General features: G+C 54.3%; 19 protein-coding genes. 4 read left to right on the top strand and 15 right to left on the bottom strand.

Annotation, left to right across the window (positions count from 1 at the left end; translation table 11 throughout):
* Window positions 1-4: 4 nt before the first annotated feature.
* The 3 genes from B9H00_RS02650 to B9H00_RS02640 all read right to left on the bottom strand — a co-directional run bounded on the left by B9H00_RS02650 (window position 5) and on the right by B9H00_RS02640 (window position 1,432).
* Window positions 5-439 (bottom strand): hypothetical protein, encoded by a 435-nt coding sequence (locus tag B9H00_RS02650; protein ID WP_211329553.1) that lies wholly within the window; start codon window positions 437-439, stop codon window positions 5-7.
* A 143-nt stretch (window positions 440-582) separates the two neighbouring features.
* A complete protein-coding gene (locus B9H00_RS02645; protein WP_086899361.1) occupies window positions 583-783 on the bottom strand; it encodes a hypothetical protein in 201 nt (66 codons plus the stop codon).
* A 64-nt stretch (window positions 784-847) separates the two neighbouring features.
* Window positions 848-1,432: a hypothetical protein gene (locus B9H00_RS02640; RefSeq protein WP_086899360.1), complete on the bottom strand. Its 585-nt coding sequence runs from the start codon at window positions 1,430-1,432 to the stop codon at window positions 848-850.
* A 169-nt stretch (window positions 1,433-1,601) separates the two neighbouring features.
* On the opposite strand from B9H00_RS02640, the gene B9H00_RS02635 reads away from it, so the two are divergent.
* Window positions 1,602-2,399, top strand: coding sequence for a tetratricopeptide repeat protein (locus tag B9H00_RS02635; RefSeq protein WP_169713416.1), 798 nt, complete (start codon window positions 1,602-1,604; stop codon window positions 2,397-2,399).
* Between the two features lie 9 nt (window positions 2,400-2,408).
* Here the strand turns inward: B9H00_RS02635 and B9H00_RS02630 are convergent, their stop codons facing one another.
* From B9H00_RS02630 to B9H00_RS16865, 7 genes are all read right to left on the bottom strand, one after another.
* Window positions 2,409-2,870 (bottom strand): hypothetical protein, encoded by a 462-nt coding sequence (locus B9H00_RS02630; protein ID WP_086899358.1) that lies wholly within the window; start codon window positions 2,868-2,870, stop codon window positions 2,409-2,411.
* Window positions 2,871-2,881: 11 nt separating this feature from the next.
* Entirely contained in the window at window positions 2,882-4,207 is a 1,326-nt protein-coding gene (locus B9H00_RS02625) for a type II and III secretion system protein family protein (protein ID WP_086901660.1), read from the bottom strand.
* Window positions 4,208-4,308: 101 nt separating this feature from the next.
* Window positions 4,309-6,471, bottom strand: coding sequence for a type III secretion system export apparatus subunit SctV (gene sctV, locus B9H00_RS02620; RefSeq protein ID WP_086899357.1), 2,163 nt, complete (start codon window positions 6,469-6,471; stop codon window positions 4,309-4,311).
* Window positions 6,464-6,844 (bottom strand): tetratricopeptide repeat protein, encoded by a 381-nt coding sequence (locus tag B9H00_RS02615; protein ID WP_086899356.1) that lies wholly within the window; start codon window positions 6,842-6,844, stop codon window positions 6,464-6,466. The genes sctV and B9H00_RS02615 overlap by 8 nt, the downstream gene beginning before the upstream one ends.
* Entirely contained in the window at window positions 6,841-7,254 is a 414-nt protein-coding gene (locus B9H00_RS02610) for a hypothetical protein (RefSeq protein ID WP_147376533.1), read from the bottom strand. Before B9H00_RS02610 ends, B9H00_RS02615 begins: the two co-directional genes overlap by 4 nt.
* A gap of 12 nt (window positions 7,255-7,266) precedes the next feature.
* Window positions 7,267-8,355 carry a SctD/MshK family protein gene (locus B9H00_RS02605; protein ID WP_086899354.1) on the bottom strand — a complete coding sequence of 363 codons (1,089 nt, stop codon included), beginning with the start codon at window positions 8,353-8,355 and terminating at the stop codon, window positions 7,267-7,269.
* A 3-nt stretch (window positions 8,356-8,358) separates the two neighbouring features.
* Entirely contained in the window at window positions 8,359-8,532 is a 174-nt protein-coding gene (locus tag B9H00_RS16865; RefSeq protein ID WP_169713415.1) for a hypothetical protein, read from the bottom strand.
* Window positions 8,533-9,375: 843 nt separating this feature from the next.
* On the opposite strand from B9H00_RS16865, the gene B9H00_RS02600 reads away from it, so the two are divergent.
* Window positions 9,376-13,965 (top strand): hypothetical protein, encoded by a 4,590-nt coding sequence (locus tag B9H00_RS02600; RefSeq protein ID WP_086899353.1) that lies wholly within the window; start codon window positions 9,376-9,378, stop codon window positions 13,963-13,965.
* Window positions 13,966-14,237: 272 nt separating this feature from the next.
* Here B9H00_RS02600 and B9H00_RS02595 read toward each other — a convergent pair whose 3' ends face one another.
* Window positions 14,238-14,633: a VOC family protein gene (locus tag B9H00_RS02595; RefSeq protein WP_211329552.1), complete on the bottom strand. Its 396-nt coding sequence runs from the start codon at window positions 14,631-14,633 to the stop codon at window positions 14,238-14,240.
* Between the two features lie 692 nt (window positions 14,634-15,325).
* Entirely contained in the window at window positions 15,326-15,685 is a 360-nt protein-coding gene (locus tag B9H00_RS02590) for a hypothetical protein (protein WP_147376532.1), read from the bottom strand.
* Between the two features lie 212 nt (window positions 15,686-15,897).
* On the opposite strand from B9H00_RS02590, the gene B9H00_RS02585 reads away from it, so the two are divergent.
* Window positions 15,898-16,335: a copper resistance protein NlpE N-terminal domain-containing protein gene (locus B9H00_RS02585; RefSeq protein ID WP_086899350.1), complete on the top strand. Its 438-nt coding sequence runs from the start codon at window positions 15,898-15,900 to the stop codon at window positions 16,333-16,335.
* A 79-nt stretch (window positions 16,336-16,414) separates the two neighbouring features.
* The gene (locus B9H00_RS02580; RefSeq protein WP_086899349.1) at window positions 16,415-16,654 is read left to right on the top strand and encodes a hypothetical protein; all 240 of its coding nucleotides are present in this window, start codon (window positions 16,415-16,417) and stop codon (window positions 16,652-16,654) included.
* A gap of 95 nt (window positions 16,655-16,749) precedes the next feature.
* Here B9H00_RS02580 and B9H00_RS02575 read toward each other — a convergent pair whose 3' ends face one another.
* The 3 genes from B9H00_RS02575 to denD form a co-directional block, all read right to left on the bottom strand.
* A complete protein-coding gene (locus B9H00_RS02575) occupies window positions 16,750-16,929 on the bottom strand; it encodes a hypothetical protein (RefSeq protein ID WP_086622439.1) in 180 nt (59 codons plus the stop codon).
* Between the two features lie 78 nt (window positions 16,930-17,007).
* Window positions 17,008-18,408, bottom strand: coding sequence for a GntP family permease (locus B9H00_RS02570; protein WP_086899348.1), 1,401 nt, complete (start codon window positions 18,406-18,408; stop codon window positions 17,008-17,010).
* A 69-nt stretch (window positions 18,409-18,477) separates the two neighbouring features.
* Window positions 18,478-19,434 (bottom strand): D-erythronate dehydrogenase, encoded by a 957-nt coding sequence (denD, locus tag B9H00_RS02565; protein ID WP_086899347.1) that lies wholly within the window; start codon window positions 19,432-19,434, stop codon window positions 18,478-18,480.
* Between the last annotated feature and the right edge of the window lie 145 nt (window positions 19,435-19,579).

Below are 19,579 nucleotides of genomic sequence, written 5' to 3'. Positions count from 1 at the left end.
AACGTTACTGACCTTTCAGCAGCGTATTGGCCGAACCCGATACCTGAGTCGCCCCTCGAACCACCATTGAGGTTTCAATGGAGTGATCGAAGACGCGTCCCAGCGAATCGACAACCTTCGCCATTGCTTCGTTATCAAGTACCGATGGCGTATCGCCGCCATCATTCACAGGGAGGCCATTTTCCGGTGTTGTTACCTGTGCCATGGGCTCGGAAGCCTGTACTGAATCTGCTCCGGTTTCCTGAGAAAAGCTGCTGACGCGATTGAAAAAGCCATCCAGATTGTCAAGAAGGTTGGCACCGAGCTCTGAAGGGCTCGTTTGATGAGAAGCACTGGCCTGACTTGCCATGTGCTCAAAAAGGTTTTGCGATGACTGCGCTCGTGTAGTGGTTGCCGATGCCACCATATCCGCGCCAACGGGAGACACAGGATTCATCATTCACCTCCTTTTTGTCCTCGCCAATGCGAGCGATACTGGTAATAGGTAAGGCGGCGCCGAACGCAAAAGCGAACGGTGCCGCTTCTTGATTTGAAAGGTAAATCAAGCGTCGGACATGCACCGACCTGTCTTTCTCTACCGGATTAGTCCTCTCCGCCGGACATTGCCTCGCCAAGCATTTCCTTCATCATCGGCATCAGAATCAGCTGTCCACCGACCTGGACCATACCTTCATTCATAGCCTGATCGAACTGTGCCTTTTCCAGTGCCTGGTCGAACCCCTCGGTACCGGATGACTGAGTGTCACCTGCGGGGCTGGTGCTGTTTACGGATTCTACTGGCATGATCTATCTCCTGTTACAGGTTTTCGATGCCGGGGTGAACTGATATCCCCTTTTACCGCCTTTCTCACGGGGCAGACGGTGTCGTGACACTGCCCCGAAAGACTCTGACCCCGTCAGGCGCGGATGCCGGAGTGGGTCGACGCAGCGACGAGACACGCTGCTCTATTTCTGCCAGCCACGCCGGTGGTCCGGCCACCTCAAGCCGGCTTCCACCGTTTCGAAGCCGGGCATTCAGGGGATCGCCGATTTCAATTTCATTGATTTCAATCTGCAATCGGTCAGCATCTACACCATCAAGATCGATGATTTGGCGGTCCAATTCTTCATTGGAAACCACATGCAGCACATAGCCATCGTAAAACCATGCCAGATCATTGGCCTCGCACACCTTTCTTAAAAAATCGCCGGCACTGTCAGCGTGAATATCACCGCGCATTTCACCCTTTACGGAACGGCTCATTTCCATGGGGAGTGACAGATTTCGCCCGAACTCCTGCAGGACATCACGTACATTCTGCTTGATGACAATGTAGTGATAGCTCTGGTTTGCCCAGGGGGCTTCTGCACTCAGAACAGGACTGGCCAAAAGCACGGCGGTCACGATCGGCAATAGCGTTGCCAGTCGCAATACGATGCATCGGAAGACCATTCTGGCAATCCTGTGATGACGTCTGAATGACGACATGTCAGCGTTGATGCTCGCCGTATGGCTGTGATTATGAAAGTATGCGTTCACCATCGGCATGACTCGATGCCCACTGCCGAGTATTTTTCGCTACGCTGTAGGCTCATTTTTCAGGTCCGGGATGACTTTCCAGATGACGATAACCGCTGACTTTTCTTCCGGTACTGTACGGTTGCTGGTTGTTGCCGGGATGACTGCGATTCTCACGGCCTGCAGCTCGGCGCAGGTTGGTAGTGACCAGGATCGGCTGCTCTCGCTGGCCGACGATATCGATCAGCAGGGCGATCACTCTACTGCTGCGGCGATGTATGAGCGCGCGATCGATCGAAACGGCTCCTCGGCAAACGTTCTGGTGCGCCTTGGGCAGGCAAGACTTGATGCTGGTGATAACGAGGGTGCCGCCCGCGCCTTTCGCGATGCCCTTCGAGAGGATATTCAGCTTGCCCCGGCCCTGCTGGGACTTGGTACGGCCCAATTGCGTCTTGGAGAGGCGCAGGGCGCTCGGCGCAGTCTTGTTGAGGCAGTCAAGACCTTGAACAGCACCGCGGCGTGGAGCAGGCTTGGTGCGGCACAGGCGCTTTCCGGCGAGCCGGATGAAGCCGTGAATTCCTTCCGCCGCGCGATGATGCTTGACCCGAAGAGTCTTGATGTAAAAACCAACCTGGCCCTTGCTCAGGCGCTCGCCGGTAATGGTATACAGGCCGGTACTGAGATACGTGACGTGGTCAATTCGCCCCTGGCCGAGTCTCGCCACTACCGTAATGCTGTCTTGATTCTCGTGCTGGCAGGCCGATCTGATGTTGCGAACCACATGGCGCTTCCGGATGTCTCTACTGTCGAACGTCAACGTTTGATTGCCCAGGCTCAACGCGTTGCAGCGTTGCCTACTGCTGAGGCGCGGGCACGGGCACTCGGACTGCAGTCGACGTAGTATCATGATTTAAAGCCCGTCCGTAGTGGCATTGAGCCCTCCGGCGGAGCGGGCCTCGCTCTCCAGCCGGGTGCGTCGTTCATTGGCGCGATCACGATCATTCAAGCGTTCTCTGGCAGCATTGGCCACCGGCGCTGCCATGGCCTCGCCCATGGGCTGACCGCGTGTCAAATCACGAGGATTTGCCACCATCAATGACAGGTTGAGATCATTGGCGCAGCCCGGAGGGAGTGTGATCTCACCGGAGGCTTCTGATGGTGCCTGACAGAGATTGGGGATCGCCATGGTCCGTTGCACGGTCCGGGCCGGACCAAGAACATCCACTTCGCGATAACCGCTCGTCCAGCTCATGGGGCCCAGCGTTGATTGACAGCCTGCCAGCAACACAAGTGCCAGAGTCGACGATAGACGAAGCGATGTCGGCAGCCGGACCAGTGCAGGCGGCGTTACGACCTCACCGTTTTCTGTCATGCCAGCTCCTTTCATTGAAGGTAAAAGCCAAAGGGGTCATCGACACCTGCCGATCTTGCATGTTGAGCCGGATCATCTCCCAGACGCGGACGTTCACTTATACGTGCCGTGTCCAGCGGGGTTCTTGGCGTCGGCGACGAGGACGGTGACACCAGGTAGGGCGTGATCAGTATGACCAGTTCCGTTTCGTTACGCTGAAAGCGCCTGGAACGGAACAGCTGTCCGAGAATGGGAATGTCACCGAGTACCGGAATACGTTCGATACCGTCTGATGCCTGACGCTGAAAAAGGCCGGCAATGGCAAATGTCTGCCCGCTACCCACTTCAATCACCGTATCGGCTCTTCGAACCTGAAGTGATGGCACGTTATAGCCGGCGATCTGAACATTGTTATTGGCGATACTGCTAACCTCGGGGCGTACCTCCATCGAGATTCGACCGTTAGGCAGTAATGTCGGCGTGCTTAAAAGCGACACACCGAACTGCTTGTACTGAATGCCGACCAGATCGTTGCCTACCGGGACGGGAATCGGAATTTCGCCACCGGCCAGAAAGCTTGCGGTTTGACCTGAAACGGCGGTGATGTTGGGCTCGGCCAGAATCTGTAGCAGATTGTTCTGCTGCAGGGCCTGAAGCAGGCCGTCAACACCATCGCTGCTCGGCGCATTGGCGATATTGCTGGTCAGTACGCCAAAGGAGAAGGAGCCATTGTTGATCAGAGCGTTCCAGCTGACGCCGTAATCAAGTAGTTCATCGCGAGCGACCTCTGCAAAACGAACCCGAATGTTGATCTGTGTTGCGCTGTCGAAGGTCGTGCGGTTTGAGCTGATACCGTCGGGTGATTCAGCCTCAAGGATGTCCTGTGTTGCCATGGCACCCGTTACTGAATGGCTCTGCCCTTCAGCAATCAGGCGTTTGCCTGCCAGACGAAGATGAATCTGTGTCTCACCTGCGTCATCCTGGAGGGCCTTGCGTGCCGGACCAGGATCATCGCGTACCTGAAGATGTAAAGAGGCCTGGTTCACCTCATTGGCATCCAGGGCAATCAGGTTGGTATCGCCGGACTGCTTGCCAAAGAGATAGACGACGCCCGGTGAGACAACTTGTACGTCAGCGATGGCAGGATCGGCCACGAAAATCGAGGCGATATTGGCATCAAAGCGCAGGAGGCGCCCCTGCCCGGTTTCCAGTGGCAGAGCCTCACTGTCATCGGTTGCGTCGACAGTGACAGCAGCATATGCCGGAAGCGTTGTCAGCAGGACAAGCAATACACATAAAAGCCAGTATTCGGCCAGCCGAAAGGTAAAGCGCCCTCTATATCTTGTGCCTGGGGTCATGAATGTCGTTGCCACCTTGTGCAAGGCCTTCAAGGCCGGATTACTGTGAAGCATTGTTTTTGAAGCAATCCTGTCTGATTGCGCAACTTCCCATGATCGCATTAGCCGCTGACTTCGGATTGTGCGTTTCTGGGTGAAGCCGGCTTTGGCAAGCGCATCTGAGAGATGGCTTGCAGATGAAACTCCGGCGCAATTTCCTGCCAGGCAATAACGGGTACGTCCAGTTCCTGCTGATGCACCCATCGTTGAAGGGTCGCGCGAACATCCTGTGTGATTACCACAATGGGGTGAAGATCGGAATCTATAGCTTTCAGTTGCTGCTGAAACCAGGTGTTCAGTGCCTGAGAAAGAGGGGACGGCAGGCCGCTGCGCAGCGGCTGATCCTGTGTCCGGCGCTGGGTAGTCCGAAGCGCTTCTTCAAGCGACCGAGTCGCTACCCATGCGGGTAAAACCCGATCATCGCGGGCGTATAGATGGCAGATCTGTCGAGCCAGAGCAATGCGGATGCGATCTGCCAGCCGGGCACTATCCGTTTCCTGACCACCCCAGGTTACCATCGCCTCAAGGATGGTCCGCATGGCGCGAATGGGCACACCTTCCCCCACCAGCCGACGCAGTATTTCAGCCATCCTGTGTAGCGACACCACACGAATTGCTTCGCTGACCAGTTCGGCATAGTCCTGCTCCATTTCGGAGAGCAGCCCGCGCGTTTCCTGAATACCAAGAAACTCGCCAGCGTAGCGATTCAGTGTTCGCTCAAGGCAACGTTCCAGAACCTGGCTCATGAGAAGATAGCGTATGCCGGCTTCATCAAGCTTTTCAGCTGCGCTGTCGGGCAACCACTGCCATGTGCCGCGTCCAGCCAGCGCAGGTTGATCCCAGGCAGAAAGTTCGACTACCTCCAGCAGGGTGGCATCGTCGTCGAGCAGCAGTGATGACTCTGGAAGCTCGTTGCGCAATACGGGCACTTCGTCAATTTCGATGGCGAAATAGCGATTGCCAAGTCCTGGTTCCATGCGCATTCCAACGGCAGGAATCGAAATGCCAAGACGCCTTCCAACCCGCTCGCGAGTGTTTTGCAGTCCTTCACGCAAAATTTCCTGGGAAAGATTTTCGGCCAGAGAAGCTCCCAGAGACACCGTGACCCGATAATGTCGGATATCTCCTTCTTGTGCGGTCAGCGTGGTGTCCGATATGGAAGGGAGGTGGGGTGAAGCCTGTGATGTCTCGTCGATCGAGTCGTCCAGAGCCGGATCTGCGGAGTCAGCCTCTTCCTGACGACGTTGACGACGACGTAGCAGAAAGGCACCTGCGCCCATCAAGGCCGCAAGTGACAGGAAAACACCAGTGGCAAACCCCGGGATAAATGCAGCGCAGAAGAGCACTGTAGCGGTCAATCCGAGCGCCTTGCTGTTGCTGCCGAGCTGACCGACGATCTCACTGCCCAGATCGCTTGCATTATCCGAACTCACACGGGTAACAACAGTACCTGCACCAATCGAGATCAGTAATGCGGGGATCTGTGCAATCAGACCATCCCCGACGGTCAATAACGAATAGGTTTCTACGGCTTCCCCAAACGCCATGTTGTGCTCAAGCATGCCAATCATCAGTCCGCCAATCAGATTGACGAACAAGATGACCAGACCTGCGATGGCGTCACCCTTGACGAACTTCATCGCCCCATCCATGGCACCGTAAAGCTGGCTTTCACTTTCAAGGCGAGTACGGCGTCGACGTGCCTCCTGCGTATCGATATCTCCATTTCGCGCATCGTTGTCGATGCTCATCTGCTTTCCGGGCATCGCATCAAGTGTAAAACGCGCGGCAACCTCGGCAACGCGTTCAGAACCCTTGGTAATGACCAGAAACTGGGCGACGGTAATGATGAGAAACACCACCATGCCAATAACCACTTCTCCAGCAATCACAAAATTGCCGAACGCCTCGACGATCTGGCCGGCATCCGCTTCAAGCAGGATCAGACGTGTCGTGGTGATCGATAGCGCCAGCCGAAACAAGGTCGCAAGCAGGATGATCGGTGGGAGAGAGGAGAACTCAACCGGATGGGATATGTAGAAAGCAACCACAAGAATCAGCAGGCTGACGCCGATATTGATACCAATCAACATGTCGACCAGCGCTGTTGGCAGTGGAATGATCATCATGACAACGGCCAGAATCATGAACGCCGCGATCACCACATCACTTCTTTGAGAGGCTTTCTGGGCCAGACGATTAAGACGTGACAGGACATCATTCATGGTGCAAAAAACTCCGGGAGTGGCTCTCGTGTTGCCTGTCATGGGTGTCTTTTTGCGTAATGTATTCGCGGTAGGACTGTCTGGCCAGATCGCGATCATCACTGACCAGATGCGCGCGGCTTTTCAATAGCGATAGCGTCGGATCGGCTTCGCTGAGCGCTTCCAGATGTTCGATGATATTGAGCGCACGACGTGCATTGCCCTCGGCCAGAAAACCGTGGCATAGCGCACGTAAAATACCCGTATGCCTTGGTGCCATGCGGACAGCGATCAGCAGTAAAACCATGCCTCGCTGTGTCTGACCACTCTTTAGATAGAGGTGTCCCATCAAATGCATGAGATCAATGGCGTCGCGATCATCGTTCCGGTTCATGAATTCTCCTGGTCGTCATTTTCGCTACCGGGAAATGCACTGGAAAGATCATCAAGCCGGGCTTGCCAGGCTTCCCGCCAACCAATTTCTTCTTCAAGAATTGTTTTGGCTGTTGCCTGCGCATCATCATCTTCCAGTCTGGGCAGGACGTGATCCAGAACATGCCGGAGCAGGTCGATGCTGCGATCATTGGTAAAACTGCTGACATCGACTGGCGCAGGTGCTGCCAGGGTTTCAAGACGCTGGCTTAATGGCGGACGAAGCGTCTGGCGCGATCGTGCCTCGAGCACTGCATCGTCAAAGGCGCCATCGGTTCGAACGTCGAGATCATCTCCTCTTCGCTCTGGCGCTTGAGTGCCGAGGCCTCGAAGGCTGTCACCGCCCAATGGAATATCATGGTTAATCTTCATTGTGAGCGCGGCTCAATGTGTCAATGCATACCGGGTATCGCCGCGGCTCAGCAGTACACGATCATCATTGATTGACGAGATGATCCATCCCGAAGAAAGAGAAGCTCCCGGGTAAAGACGCTCACCTCTGTCATCGATCACATAGGGATTATCCCCCAGCCAGACCGCGCGCAACTGCAGGTCTGGGGCCTCGGCCTCTGGCTTGAGTTGCGCTTCATTGAGAAGCATCTGCTCGCTGCCATAACGACGATCGAACCAGTGCTGGATCTGCTGCCAGGTGCCTGCCTGGTCGGGCGTGTATTCACCTGAGACGCTCAGGTAGTTTTCTTGTTGACCGACATTGAGGTGTAGGCCGGCCTGACTCAGACGCGCTTTCAGCGCTTGCGAAGCATCCTGTCGAGAAACAGCACCTATCTGACGAGCGCTATCGATTGTCTGATTATCCAGTGTGACAGGTGCTGCAGATGGGCCAATGTTGGCATCTGCCTGATTGGCGCCAATGAATTCGTAAACGATCAATACCCCGATAGTGGTGCTTAGTGCCACGAAAGGCACCAGACGGCTGGCCGTTTTATGCCAGACAACCGGAAAACGAGGCAAACGAGGCATGAATGATCGGGTCGGCGGAGGCGTGATACGCATAGAGACGTCAGCAAAGTCGATACATGCCGGTAATTCACTACGAACGCCGGTGCCTTGAGCGATGATGCGGCCATTGACCGAAACGTCTCCACCTATAGCTTCCACAGCCATCTGGCGTCCATGAAAACGTAATACGACATGTACTGGTGCGATATCGGGATCACCAAGCCATACATCAGACGTATCGTCGGTGCCAATTCGACATGTACCGCTTTCCAGTTCGATGATTGCGCCGCGATGAAGGCCGGTGACGACTTCAAGCGTCATGGCATGATGTCGAATTGAGGGCGTTGAAGGCGCTGGCGGACTCATGCGTTGCTCCCCTGAATATTGTCGTTGACTGTGCCAAGGACCAACCCGATCCACCACTGGAACCATGGGATGTGTCAGACGCTGTAAATAGGGATCGCGCTTTAAAAAAGAGATCGCGGACGACAAACGTCCGCGATCAGAAGCCATTGCTTAGTTCTGCGGACGCTGTTTTGTCGCATCAAGCTCGGTCTTCTTTTCGGTTGTGACTTTCGTGATTTCGGCAGATTTTGCAATGGCTTCATTAAATACTTCTTTCAGCTGCGAAATCGCTGCATCGGAAGAAGTGTTAGAACTTGTCGGATCAATGGCGGGTGCATCAGACATGTCGTGCTCCTACAGAAGATATGTATGAGTAATTCATGATTGCTTTCAGCTGTAACAGCAAATGGCGTGAATCTGGAAGGCCGCGTGCTGTCGACAAATCGATACTAGGGGGCAGGTCATGACAAAGCGATGTCATCAAAGTAACGTTTATTGCGTTAATGTTTCATTTCGTTTGTTAAAAAACAAAAACCATCCAGATCTTCTGGGGATGTTCTATCGGTATTTTTTAATGTTAAATATTTACATGATATCAAAAGAGTATGGTCAAAAGAATTGCCTGTCATTGTTTAATAACGATCGACAGCGCCGGCCCAAGCCCGAATTGAAACTAGCAAATAGTGGCAGTTGTTAAAAATAGAAATGATACCATCATTAACAATTATATTTATAAATATTACGTAAGTTTAATAATTACTTCGAATTATGCAGTTGAATTGTTACGAACAACCGGTCCATGGTTGGGGTCATAATATTACCCAACCTTCGGCTGCCGGCTACGAGTTTTAAGTATTATCAATGTCTGAAGGTTGATTATAAAAAATAATGAATTTAATAGCTCTCACTTCTGACTTGAGATAGTTCTTTCTGATGATTGACAAAAGTTTTGCAATGGACTTGGGCTCTAGCGTGAAGCCTGTTTAAAGGAGTTGTCGATATTCTGATGCTTTTTGGGTTTGGCTTGAAAAATTGTCTTTTATGCCAGCCATGATCTTGAGCGCCTTTTGGAAAAGGTGCGTGAAATATATCCAGTTAAAGAAAAGGTTCTTTTGTTAATTCATTTTTGAAAATCGGTCGATTTCAGCGTTAGAAGGCATCAAAAAAACAAACCAGGAGGCTCCCCCCATGTCTGGAGGAATTACGCCAAAGCAGTCATCCCGCTTATCTGAAACTGCTGGTCCAGAGGTTCTCGAGCGTCATCCAGAGGGTTGGATATCGACGCTTGTCAGGTCCATCAATCTAAATCAGAAGTCTCTCAAATCCGATGACAGCGGTCCCGGCTCCGAAAAGCTTGCCGATTCCTCTACAAAAGCGCCGAAAAATCTCGATGACTACAAGCAGATTGTGACCACCGGCGATAGCCGAATTCGTTATGAAACAAAGGGTGGAAAGACTGTTGAGGTCGACCGCCACGCCACGCCGGCGCTGTTCGAGACGGTCAAGCAGGATGCCGCGCAGATGACCGCGCTCAATCAGAGCGGGGAGGATGGCTACGGGGTATTGCCGCTGGATGCCGAGCCTCCCGGCAAGCTAAGCGACTACCGCTTCATTGGCCCGCCCGACGAAGTGGCCAAGGGTATCATCCGCTATGAGATGCAGAACGGTGCCCGGGTCGTGGTTGCCGAGCGCGCCAACCCAGAGCTCTTCGCTGCCATCAAGAAGGATTATGAAAGCCTGATTGGCATCAATAAAAGCGAGGCGGATGGCTACGAACGTCTCCGCGGCGACGCCACTCCGCCGCCCTACTACAACACCGAAGTCGGCGCACCCGGAGAGATGGGTCCGGAAGTGATTCGCTACGAGCATGACAGCGAGAAGTTCGTCGTCGCGCGCAGCGACAATCCGGAACTCTACGACTACCTGAGCGAGCAGTACGCGACTCTGGGCGGTAACGCTGAGCATCAGTCCGCCATCGATGGTGCAGTGAACGATGGCGCCATCATCGCCGGCGCCGATACCGAAGCGCCTGAGTTAAACGACTTTAAAAACTTCAGTTGGCAGACCGATGCGCGGGACGACGTCATTCGCTTTACCACCCATGACGGTCGCGACGTCGTGGTCTCAAAAGCTTTGACGCCAGATCTGTTCAAAACGGTCTCCGAAGCTCATAAGACCTGGGACAGGATTCACGAGCTCGAGGGCGACGGTTACCAGCTGCGTTCCGCCGATGAGGATATACCCGTGCTGGGCAGCGGTGACAGCGTGAAAAACGCCACCGATGAGCACGGCGATGTCATCGAAGGACTCAAGCTGGTCGAGGTCGATGGAGAAAAATTCATTGTCTCCAAGGGAGTGACACCGGAGCATTTTGAGGCTGCTTCCAGCTTCCAGCAGACTTCGAGCGAGAGTGTCATCGACGATGTGTTTACCGATCACGACCTGCCTAGGTCGGAAGAGACCAACCTGATGGGCCAGGAGACCACCGTCGAGAACGACGATGGTGAGGCCAAAACGGTCACTGAACTCTACATGGAGAAGCTCGAAGAAAAAGCGGAAAATTCGGACAACGAGAACTTCAAGAAATATGCCCGACTGCTCGAACTCAAGACCCAACTGGATAACGGAAGCTTTCAATACCTTCCTTATATGACAGTCAATCATGGTGGCGACTGGACTTATTACGCCAGCGATACCCAAGGCATGGACCCGGCCGACCTGCGTGGTCTAATTCATGAGGAAAATCTCGGTATAGAGCTTGCGAAGCTACTCGGCGATGAGGAAATCGCCAAATTTACCGAGGAGGCGATGAGTGAAGCCCAGAGCAAGATCAAGGATCGTGATGGGCTGGCCGACAGGATCTACGACTCGCTGACCGGCGACAAGGGCACGGATTATCTCGATGCCGTCGAGGATCTGCGCGACAAGGGTTTCGGTGACGAAGCTGCCACCCGTCTGAACAATGATCTGAACACGCTGCAGGCGCTTGATCCAGAGCGTGCAGCCGAGGCTCGCGGCAGCATCACGGCAGCCAGTACCGCCAGGGGGGTAGAGGGAGAGCTCAGCGACATCGACGCCGAATACGAGAGTGGCGATATATCGCCGGAGAGCGAAGAAGCCGCGGAGCAGGTCGCCGCCGACATGGTGCCAACGATACTCACCAGCATTACCTACGGCACCTTTGGTATTCAAACGACCAATGGCGTCTGGAACGCGGTAAACGATGTGCTTTCTAGCGGCAAGACCGATCCAAAGGGCTCGGTACCGTCCAACCTGTCAGCAGATGAAAAGCTGCAGTTCACAAAAATCATGGCGATCGCCTCCGGCCTCAAGGAAATCATCAAAACGGCAGCGATGAGCGGAAGCAACATGGAGACGGCGCTGAAGGATTCGTCTCTCATGCGCGATGTCATGAAAAATGTGGGTGAACAACTTCGCAACATGACCACCAGTCGCGATGGCCAGCCGCCCATCGTCGAGTTGAGTGACAGCCAGCGCACCAGTATGCAGAGTTCGCTTAGAACCCAGTTTCAAAGTCTGATGGCTTCGAACACCATGTTTGCGATTGGCGGCATGGCGGCACTTTCCAATGCCATCTATCGCCGTTCAGGCGACGATTTTGGTGATACGGCCGAAGAGCGCATGACTGTTGCCCGCGGTATGCTGGTCTTTATCGGTACTACGCCTTTCGCACTCAAGGGCCTTGCCGATGCGGCAGGATCGAAACTGGATGATGGCAGCCGATTGGCGAAACTGTTTGGTACCACTGACATTACCCATGCGCTCGGGCTTGACAAGGAGATGGGTGACGTTGTGCACGAGCGCTTTCCCGACAAGTTCAATGGCGGTGCGGATTCTTCGAACAATACATCTCTGATGAACCCGGGATCAGAAGCAAGAGAGCGCTTAAACAGCGTAAATTCAAGTCTCATCGAGCTTGAAACACTTGCCAATGATCCCGGCGCAAGCCAGGGACAGCTTGAGCAGCGCATTGATGAGGTGATTCGAGATGCCAATGCGCAACTCGATGAAGTGTCATCCCTTGCTCAAGGGGAAGCTGGTATCGGCAGCGAGGAGCAGGCGCGTATTCAGGACGGCATCGATCGTCTTAAGAGTGATATCGACAGTCTTGAGGCAGCCAAAAGCAATACGTCATCAACGAACTCTCGAGAGACCTTCGTTACTGCACTTGAGGATATCTTTTATGATGCCCAAAGCCATTTAAGCGAATTTTCGACCAACGCCACTCCCAATGAGGTGCTGTATAGCCAGATCGACGATTTCGACCGCTCGGTAGGGGAATATCGTCAGATGCTGGACGCCGATGGCAAGGGCAAGGGCAGGATGCCTGAGAATGCCGGTAAGCTGTTCGATGCCATGATGGAAAAACATCAAAACATTCGAGAATCGATCACCAATGACCCCTCGCTAACGGATACCGACCGAACTCGGCAGCTCGAGCGACTGGATGATATGGCTGGCCGGCTTAACGACGTTCGCCCCCCAAGTGATGGATCACGCCCGACCGGTCTGAGCGACGCTCTGGACGATCTTGACAGCCATGCGGATGATCTTCATCAGCGCTTCGACCCCGCCAACGGTGAATCCTCGAAGGCTGCCCTGCAGTCCATGAATCAAACACTGGACGCCACAGCTGACGTCATGACCAACGGCGAGCGCACTCAAGGGGGCACGTCGCCTGACCGCCTTGGAGGCACCAGCGACGATGGCGATGTAGGCAGCAAGAAGAAGGCGCTCATCGGGCCGGCACTCAAGGGTTTGGCCTACATGACCGACTTCGCTGGCGGCATTCTCGATACCGTTGTCGCAGGTATTGGCCTCGATAAACTCATCAAAAACGGCGGCACCCCGATGGAGTTTGCTGCCAGCTCGACCGGTGTGGTTTCTGGGTCGTTCTTCACCATTGGCGGTGCCGCCGAGATTGGGGCGTCACTGCAAACGGCTTCCCGCGTGCTTACAGGGCTTGGCGCGGGACTGCGCGCGGCCGGTCCCATCGGCAATCTCATCGGACTAGGGGTTGGTATCGCTAGTCTGATCCTCAACGCCGTCATGGCTCAAAAGAAAGGCGCCGAGACTGAAGGCAAGATACGCGACCAGTTTGAGCAGTTCGCCGAGGATGGCGTGACGGAGGATGATTGGGGCGAGAAGTTCAACTATCTGATCAACTCCAGCTACGGCTTCAAGGACATGATGCACGCTGGCGATAACGACAAGGAGCCCGATCCCTTGTTCAAGGAGTGGTTCCCCGAGGACATGGCGGCTTGGGAAGCGCAGCCGGAGCAGTACGAGAAATTCACCCAGGAGATCCGTGAGAACGGCAACGTCGATGACTTCTTCTTCGATTTTGATAAGGACCAGATGCAGCTCAACATTCACGGTCAGGAATTCTATCAGGAGAACAAGGAGATTATCGATACGGTTTTGACCAATTGGGGCAAGGGGGACGGCGGCAGCAATTGGACAGGCTTGAAAGGTGGCGATGATATCGTCAGCAGGGACGACCTCGAAGACATCTCTGAAGGTAAATACGATTCCTCTCAGTCGGAAAAAGACGCTGCCGACTTCCTGCTTGAGAACGAAGAGTTTTTTGCCCTGCTGGATACCTTGCACAAGCAGGATGGGTCGGATGGCAAAATCAGCAGCGCCGACATCGATTCCTGGATGCAACTGATCGGCGAACGAGAGATTACCGACGATAACCCGGCCTTCGCTAAAGAAAAGAGCATCTGGGATAACCCCGCGAGCTTTAAACTGTAGAGAAGCCCAGGAGGGGGTTCTTCTGTTCACTTAGTTCGAGTCCGCCATGACTGCACGGCGGGCTCGAAGCTTCACGACAGCCGTTGTATCAAGCTTTGACTGAGCTACAAAAGAAAATAGGGCACGTTGCGCTTTACCAGGTAAACAGATTTTTTCTGAGGGCTCCGGTATAGAGACTACGTTTCTACCATGATGACTACCAGGCAGTTGCATACTCATTCCGTGCAATAAAAAGCTCTTCAATCTGATCCTGTGCCAGCTCTCACGCTAACCTATTCCTGTTCATTGCCTTTGAAACGATCATGACACACACAGCAGAGCTTGTTGCCGTCGGGGTCACGCAGGTAGGCACCATAAAAATAGTCGTGATACTGCGACCTCAGGGCAGGAGCTCCTTCGTCGGTAGCGCCCAATGCCATGCCAGTCGCGTAAAACTGATCGACGATGTCATGGCTGTGCGCCTTGAAGGCAATCATCGTGCCGTTACCGGCAGTGGCAACCTGTTGATCAAACGGGCTACAGACAAGAAACAGAATGTTCTCCTGCGGGGCGGCGTAGCATAGCCATTTATGATCCATCTCATCGTCTTCATGGCGATAAAGACCAATGCAGTCCAGTAGTGGATCATAAAACTCTCTGGCTTGTGCAAGGTCAGTACTTCCTACCATGACATGACTCAGCATGACTTTTAAGCTCCGGCATCTGCCGTTCTGACAGGTATGGCTTGGCATAGCCCGATGCAAGGCTATCGTGACGTACCATTATGATTGAACGAGCAGGCAATAACAGTGCTGGAAAAGCCGAATGGTCTGCAGGGGTACCAGCATGATCAAGACGGCGTCGAATAAGCCGTTCACGAAAGGAAGGTTTACGGCTTCAAAAAATCGCGGTTACCGTCCGGGGACAGTAACCGCGGTCAGCTTCCATGCCTGTGAAAGCAGTCCCTGCTTCAAGTGCTTCATGCACAATGTGGGTCCTTCCACCTGATCAGGTTATTCACCCAGGAGGGGACGTGCCATAGCATTGGTATAAAAAAGGGCACTCTCCGGCATTGGCCATAAAATGACCCCAATTATTGCTTTGGTTTATTAATTGCGCTTCTTGAACTGTTGCCCATAAATGATCTCAGGTGAACAGCGACATGAGATCACGCAGCAGTTGAAGGGTATTGCTGATAGCTTCTGCCATGAGAGGTGTCTCCATGAAGGTAGCCGGCCCCCGAAAGTGCTTGATCAGATCTGAATCATTACCGCCGGGTATCGCGGTCTATGGTCAGGCCTGGTCGAACTCCCTGAGTGGCACTTCGGGTGGCGGCCGGGAATTGTTCGCTGCCTATACATTATGGTGTGGTACTACGCCCTCAGCGAGCTGAATGATAGACAAAGTCATCACTGTCACGCTGGTAGCGGCTGGTGCCCAACACGCTGGCTTCGGCACGCTCTCCACTTCGCTGCACGGCCTGGCAGCGGATGTCGGTATGGCCGGTAAACGGCCTTAGCCCGGTATTGACGGCTGTTTTCAACAGGGCGTAGCAGACACCATTGTTGAACGGCTCAAGTTCCGCATCACTGTAGTGATGATCCCCCGAGTACGTTAGTTCCACATCAATATCACTGGCGGTCAGCGAGCGAATGTCATAGCCGACCAGTCTCTCATCCTTGAGCATGTTGTCGAGCGTTTCGGTAAATGGTGCGGTAGGCATGGCTTCAGTTTCTGCCATCGCAGCGCCACCTGAAAGACAGGTGCCTATTAGCAGAAATACCGATAAAAAATTGCGTTTCATGTCACCCTCATCGTGATGGTGTACTAATATTCTGGCGGATATAAAACCTGGCTGCTGTGCTGAAAACTAGAGGGCACAGGTTAAATTGGCGCACGGTTAAATTCTTGCCTAGGCTAAAAATTGCCTGTTTTCGAAAAGGAGCATTCGAAATGACGTTCAAGGGTATCGCTACTACTGCAGTACTTGCATCTGTTATCGGACTGGCGGGTTGTTCCGGCAACGATGTGAAAAATCAATCACCCTATGCGCAGGCTGATGGCCGTTATCAGGGCACACTGCCCTGTGCTGACTGTGCCGGAATCAAGACCAATCTTGAAATTCGCAATCAGAACGACACTGGTGCGAGCTTCACGCTGGACAGCACACGTCTAGGTCAGAGCCAGAAGCCACTGGAAACCAAGGGTCAGGTGCTGATCAAGGAAAATGTGGGTCCCAACAGCTACCCACTGGTGTATGAACTGAAAAACGGGCAGGGCAACACCATCTATAACCTGCTGCCAGTGGGCAACGGCGACATGCGTTTGCTGGATCGAAATTATTCACGTATCGATTCCAGCGACAATCTGACACTCAAGCGCATTAATTAATAGACGCCTGAGTTCAGATGACCCGGTCCATCGCGGCCGGGTTTCTTGTATTTCCTAACGTCTGATACAGGAGATTGACATGGGTGATCTGTCTGAAGAGATGAGAATGCCAACGCCGTGTCCGGAATGCGGCAGTCATAGTGTCCGCCTGTCAGAAGTGCGAAATCCTACGGACAAGGTGTTTTGCTCATCGTGCAATACGGTACGTGGCCAATACGCCGATCTGCAAAAAGAGCTTGAAGACAAGCCCAAAAGTGAAGCCGAGGAACTGCTTGAAGAAGTGGTCAACAAGAAGGGAAAAGCGCCCAGCTCGTCCTGATGGATAGACGGTGCCGACCGCGCACACTGCATTGAAAAAGGCCCGCTTCCATGGAAGCGGGCCTTTGCATTGCCGGTACCGATTGGTGGCTGGTGTCACGTCTTGATACCGCCCCAGTTTCGGCGATGACAGTCACATTGGCTGTCCTGACAGGGCTGGTTGTCCGGATGAGAGGTGGCGCAGGCCTCACAGCAATACACCTTGCCGTTGACCTCGGGTGCTGTATCAGGAACGACGCATTCACAGTAGGTGCAGTCACAGATGCGCTGTGTCATGAAAGTTCTCCTTGTTGATGAAACGCGGGCCTGCCCCAAGCATAGGCCATCAACGCATGAACGGTGTTCCGGATAGCGTTATCCCATCAGGGCATTGGCGATAAAGAGCCCTGCAAGCGCCGTGGCCCAGCCAAGCGTTGTCGGCACCGAGACCACCAGTAGCTGGTGCTTGGCATTTTTAACGCCCAGCATCCGATTGACCACCCAGAAATAACTGTCGTTGAAATAGCTGAAAAACAGTGCTCCAAGGCAGGCCGCCTGCGCCGCGAGTACCATGTTGACGTCCGGTATGGCCGCCAGAATGGGGGCTGAAATTGAGGCGCCCGTGATCATCGATACCGTACCGCTTCCCTGTGCAAAGCGCACCAGTGTCGCAATGATGAAAGGAATCAGAAACGCCGGCAGGGCCAGAGAGGCTACCTGTGCGCCGATGTAATCGCCGGCGCCGCTGGCCCGTAATACTGCTCCCAGAGCGCCGCCGGCGCCGGTGACCAGCAAAATGATACCGGCACTTTCCACGCCCTTCTCCAGATGAGTCAGTACCTCTTCGCGCGGCATTTTGGGGACCAGTCCATAGACCGCCACCAATACACCAATACCCACGGCGATGACCGGATTACCAAAGAAGGTAATCAGCTGGCCAATCAGGGAGTTTGCAACATCCACACTGTCACTCAGGCTTGCCAGCGCACCAAACAGCGTATTGAGAAAGATCAGACCGATCGGCAGTGCAATGGGCAGAATGGAGCGCATTAGTGAGGGCAGCTCGTGCTCGCCGAGCTGGGGCAGCTGGGTTGAAGCGTCATCAACAGGGCTCAGGCTCTGGCCGGTATCGCGCTCGATCATGGCTTCGATGCGGGGGCCCATGAAACGGGCGTACAGCACCATGACGATCAGTGCCGGTGCGGTAAACACGATCCCCCAGGCAATCATCAGACCAATATCGATTCCGAAGATTCCCGCAACGCCCAGCGGACCCGGGGTGGGGGGAACGGCGCTGTGGGTTACGATCAACCCTGAACCCAGCGCGATCCCGAGAGTCAGCAGCGAACGACCACTGCTGCGCGACAGTGCTCGCACCAGCGGGTTGAGAATGACATAGGCAGAATCACAAAAGATCGGGATCGAGACGATATAACCGGTCAGCGCCATGGCCCAGTCTTCTCGCTCCTTGCCCAGCAGGCGCAGGATGGTCCGGGCCAGTCGCTGGCCGGCACCGGAGACTTCCAGAATACGGCCCATCATCACACCAAACCCGATCACCAGACCGATGGTGGCAAGCGTTGCGCCGAAGCCGGTGGTTATGGCACCGATAACATCGTTGGCCGGCATGCCACCGATCAAACCGGCAAGCGAGGCCGCAGCGACCAGTGCCAATAGCGCGTGTACCCGAGTTTTCAGCACCAGAAAGATCATCACAAAGATGGCAATGCCCAGGCCAATGATGACCTGTGGTCCCGCAGTGGTGGCCTCTGTCATGACGGTAGATTCCCGGAAAAGAAGTGGATGGCCTTCCAGAGAAGGCCGTTTGGTCCAAAGTGATCGCGTTTACTGGCTGGCCATGTGGTGCTGATGGGCGCGAACGATGTCGTCAAAGTTCTCGTCGACATCAAAGCCCAGTGACAGGGCGTAGCGGTTATCAAAAAGCGGCGCCCAGCTATAAACGATGGCTTCGATCTGCGGGTCACGCTCGTAGCGAATGCGCGCGCTGGCGTCATTTCCTGCCACACGCTCAAGGCTTTCGATCATTTCGCGAACCTCAATCGACATGCCGGGGAGATTGATGGTGCGACAGACCTCCATTCGCTCGGTATCAAGTGACAGCGCATGGGCAAGGTTATTGATGATGGTTTCCGGCGAGCAGATCCAGATGGCAAATTCCGGGTCGATCGGACAAATCGCTTCTTCACCTCCCAGCGGCTCCCGGATGATGGAACTGGCAAAGGAGGAAGCAGCCCGGTTGGGGCGGCCGGGGCGTACCACGATAGTGGGCAGTCGACAGATCCGGCCGTCGATGAAACCGCGGCGGCTGTAGTCATTGACCAATAGCTCACTCATGGCCTTTTGAGTGCCGTAGGACGAGCGCGGCTGCGGGGCTGTCTGTTCGTTCAGCGGAGAGGGCATACCCGGGCCGAACACCGCCAGTGAACTGCTGAACAAAAATCGAATGTGATCACCGCGATGTCGGCAGGCTTCAAGCAGTGACCGTGTGGCATCGAAATTGACCTGCATCCCCTCATCGAATTCCGCTTCAGCGTGAGAGCTGACAATCGCTGCCAAATGGCACACGGCAATGGTGTCCTCGCGAAAGGCACGTTCGATCACCGATGGGTCACTGATATCACCCACTACTGAATCAATGCGCTCGTCATCGATCGGGCATGGCGCCAGATCAAGGCTGGTGACATGGCTGATGGGCTGTCCTGCAAGTGTTCCCTGAGCGAGCAGTTTCGCGGCCAGTCGTGCGCCCAGAAATCCTGCGCCGCCAGTAATGATGATGTGCATGGGCTGCTTCCTTGTCTGGTGTGTCGAATTGTTTTCTGGAAAATCCTGACCCTGGCTCGACAGGGCCGAGCGCACCGCGCGAGTGCGTCGAGCGATATCATTCAAAGGGGGTATTGAGTGTTGCCCCTTTTTTTGTAATGTTGTC

The organism is Kushneria marisflavi, assembly GCF_002157205.1.
Classification (GTDB): Bacteria; Pseudomonadota; Gammaproteobacteria; order Pseudomonadales; family Halomonadaceae; genus Kushneria; species Kushneria marisflavi.
This window is presented reverse-complemented; position numbering and strand designations above follow the sequence as displayed.